Source organism: Streptomyces sp. SM1 (assembly GCF_002910825.1).
In the GTDB taxonomy this organism is placed as follows: Bacteria; Actinomycetota; Actinomycetes; order Streptomycetales; family Streptomycetaceae; genus Streptomyces; species Streptomyces okerensis.
The window spans coordinates 1-3,236 of sequence record NZ_NEUB01000285.1; the positions used below are offsets into that span (position 1 = coordinate 1).

General features: G+C 71.8%; 5 protein-coding genes. 2 read left to right on the forward strand and 3 right to left on the reverse strand.

Annotated features, from left to right (window positions below; all coding sequences use genetic code 11):
- The coding region (locus tag B9S61_RS06890) for a hypothetical protein (protein WP_103541446.1) at positions 1-290 on the reverse strand (290 nt) is incomplete at its 3' end.
- Positions 291-424: 134 nt separating this feature from the next.
- Complete coding sequence (locus tag B9S61_RS06895; protein ID WP_103541447.1) at positions 425-835, reverse strand: RidA family protein; 411 nt, start codon at positions 833-835, stop codon at positions 425-427.
- A 79-nt stretch (positions 836-914) separates the two neighbouring features.
- Between B9S61_RS06895 and B9S61_RS06900 the strand changes: the two genes are divergently transcribed.
- Positions 915-1,295: a helix-turn-helix domain-containing protein gene (locus B9S61_RS06900; RefSeq protein WP_181007279.1), complete on the forward strand. Its 381-nt coding sequence runs from the start codon at positions 915-917 to the stop codon at positions 1,293-1,295.
- 385 nt (positions 1,296-1,680) lie between these two features.
- Complete coding sequence (locus B9S61_RS06905; RefSeq protein WP_103541448.1) at positions 1,681-2,166, forward strand: VOC family protein; 486 nt, start codon at positions 1,681-1,683, stop codon at positions 2,164-2,166.
- A gap of 97 nt (positions 2,167-2,263) precedes the next feature.
- Here the strand turns inward: B9S61_RS06905 and B9S61_RS06910 are convergent, their stop codons facing one another.
- Complete coding sequence (locus tag B9S61_RS06910) at positions 2,264-3,163, reverse strand: NAD-dependent protein deacetylase (protein ID WP_103541449.1); 900 nt, start codon at positions 3,161-3,163, stop codon at positions 2,264-2,266.
- Between the last annotated feature and the right edge of the window lie 73 nt (positions 3,164-3,236).

Below are 3,236 nucleotides of genomic sequence, written 5' to 3' on the forward strand. Positions count from 1 at the left end.
CCGGACTCCGCCGACGCCGGCGCGGTGCCGGTGTCGGGCGCGCCGCTGGGGAGGACGGTGACCCCACCGGCGTCCTCCGCCGGGGCCGCGTCACCGTCCTCCGCCGGGGCCGCGTCACCGTCCTCCGCCGGGACCGGGCTCGGGTCCGCTTCATCGGCCGGCGCCGGGGACACGCTCTCGGACACCCCGGTTTCGGGAACGGGGGAGGGGTCGTCGGCGAACGCGGGCATCGCGCTCGCCATCACGGCCGCGCACGCGAGTGCCGCGGCGCTCAGGACAGTTCGGCGCATGAATCGCTCTCTTTCCTCGGTCCGCCCGCACGGTGATGCGGCGGGCTGGGTGATGGATCGTGCGGAGAGACGATGCGGCGACGGCCCGTGTTGTAAAGAAAAGGCAAAGCCGCGTCCGGGGCGCCGGCGGACTCTCAGTCGAGGATGGCGGTCGCCTCCACCTCGACCAGTACGTCGGGCTCGAAGAGGTGATCGACCCCGATCAGTGACGACGGAGGGAGCGGCACCGTCAGTCCGATCTCCTCCGCCACCTGCTCGACCCCCGCCATGAAGTCACCGATCTTCCCGGGGGCCCAGTCGGTGACATAGAACGTCAGCCGCAGCACGTCGTCGAACGACGCGCCCGCTCCCGCGAGGCCCGTCGCGGTGTTCCGCAGTGCGTGCGCGACCTGCCCGGTGAGGTCGCCCGGGGCGACGGGGGACCCGTCCGCGGCGCGGGCGACCTGGCCGCTGACATGCACGTGACGCGTGCCGGTGCCGACGGCGACATGCTCGTACGGCGTGGGGCTCATCATGCCTTCGGGGGTGAAACGACGGACGGACACAGGGGTCTCCTCACTTCGGTCAACCAGGTATACATTTGATATCTGGTGGACGAAGGACACTTCAAGGAGACCAAGTATCGTGCCGGATACCGACGGGAGCCACGGGAGCCACGAAGGCGCGTTCGAGATCGCGCACCCGCACCGGGAACTGCTCGACCAGGTGCTGGACAAGTGGTCGCTGAGTGTCCTGGGTGAGCTCTGTGAACGGCCGTGCCGGTTCAACGAGTTGCGCCGCGCCATTCCCGCGGTGACCCAGAAGTCGCTCACCGCGACCCTGCGGCGGCTCGAGCGCAACGGGATCGTCGAGCGTGTGCTCCTCAGCTCCCGCCCCGTCGCCGTCGAGTACCGGATCACCCCCCTGGGCAAGACCATGCGGCCGCCGGTCGAGGTGCTCCTGGAGTGGGCGGCCGCCCACATGCCCGAGATCGAACGCGCGCGCCGCGCATTCGACCTCGAATGACTCACATTGAAGTCCTGCCGAACCGGGGCCCGTGCGCAGAACGTTCAGGGGACCCGGCTGCGGCTCGACTGACGGACTCGGGACGTGCACGAGAAGCGCTTCGGACAGGGGTGGGACGCATGGGGTCAGAGAGGACAGGACAACTCGGTCCACGGAAAAGGCTGTTCCGGCGGGGCGAACCCGGTGGGGGCTGGTCGCGCTGATCCTCGGGGCGCCGGCGCTGCTCGTGTTCGGCCTGCTGTTCACCCTGCTCGTCCGGGTGTTGGCCGGCTGACGCTTCCGGGCTCGCCGCACCGGCCACGCTTGACCTGAAGCGGACTTGAGCTTCTACGTTCGCCACAGGGCCGCGGGAACCGACCGGCGGTGCCTTCCGAGGAGGTTCACGATGGGCGAGCACACAGGTCACGCAGGGATCCCCGACCGCTACCGGTATGCCGTGATCCCGCACATCATGGTGGACGACGCCGTCGCGGCGATCGACTTCTACCAGCGGGCGTTCGGCGCCCACCAGGACTTCAGGGTCGACGCCCCGGGCGGCGGCGTGCTGCACGCCGAGATCACCGTCGGCCGGTCGGTGCTGATGCTGGGAGACGTCAGCGCCGACGAGGCGGAGGCCGCCTCGTTCGCCGCTCCGGTCTCGCTCGGCGGGGGCACCTCCGTCACGCTGCACGTCTTCGTCCCCGATGTCGACGCGCTGGCGGAGCGGGCGGCGGCCGCCGGGGCGGAGATCCTGCAGCCGCCGACGGACGTGTTCCACGGGGACCGCACCGTCATCCTCAGGGACCCTTCGGGTCATATGTGGGTCTTCCTGACCCACCTGGAGGACGTGACCGAGGAGGAACTCCGACGTCGCCTGGCCGCCGCGGGGTGACCGCACCGGCCGGGACTCCGGCCGATGGAGTCCCGGGTGCGGCGGGCGCCCCGGCCGGGTTCCCGGGACGTCGGCCGTCCGGGCGCTGCGCGCCCGTTCAGGCCGCCGTCCCGCCGTCGACGGAGATGTCCAGCCGCTCGGCGACCGCGCCGAGCGCGGCCCCCAGGGGGAGCGCGACCCGGCTGAGAGCGTGCGGGTCGCCACGGGTGGGGTCCCGGTTGACGATCAGTACCGGCGTACCGGTCTGAGCGGCCTGGCGGACGAACCTGAGCCCGGACATCACGGTCAGCGAGGATCCGAGAACGAGCAGTGAGGATGCCTCGCGGACCAGGGCACGGCAGTGCTCGACCCGCTGCGGCGGTACGTTCTCGCCGAAGAAGACCACGTCCGGCTTGAGGATCCCGCCGCACACCGTGCAGGGCACCACGCGGAAGTCCCCGACCTGTTCGTCGCTGAGGTCGGAGTCACCGTCGGGGTTGATCCCGGCGGCCACGGGCGCGAAACCCGCATTGGCCTCATCCAGTCGCGCCGCCAGCTCGGCACGCGGGCTGAAAGCGCGGCAGGAAAGGCAGACGACCCGGTCCAGGCCCCCGTGGAGTTCCACGACACCCTCGCTGCCCGAGGCCTGGTGCAGACCGTCGACGTTCTGGGTGATCACGCCCGAGAGCAGGCCCTGCCGCTCGAACGCGGCCACGGCCCGGTGCCCGGAGTTCGGGCGGGCGCGGGCGAAGACGCGCCGGCCGAGGTGGCTGCGCGCCCAGTACCGGCGCCGGGCCCCGGCGCTGCCGGTGAAGTCCTGGTAGGCCATCGGCGTGTGCCGGGTCAGGCTCCCGCCCTCGCCCCGGTAGTCGGGGATGCCCGACTCGGTGGAGATGCCCGCCCCGGTCAGCACCAGCACGCCGCCGAGGCGCAGCGCGTCGGCGACCGGCTCCAGGTCCGTGGTGCCCGGCGGCAGGCCGTCGGCGGGGGTCCAGCTCAGGGTGGGGCGCATGCGCATGCCGCAAGGGTACGGAACCCGATGCCCTCCCGGCCCGTGTCCGGCCGGCCGGGAGACCGGTGGGGTGACGGCG

Coding starts and splice junctions, on each gene's coding strand:
- B9S61_RS06905 (WP_103541448.1), top strand. CDS start 1,681: ATGGGCGAGCACACAGGTCACGCAGGGATCCCCGACCGCTACCGGTAT.
- B9S61_RS06910 (WP_103541449.1), bottom strand. CDS start 3,163: ATGCGCATGCGCCCCACCCTGAGCTGGACCCCCGCCGACGGCCTGCCG.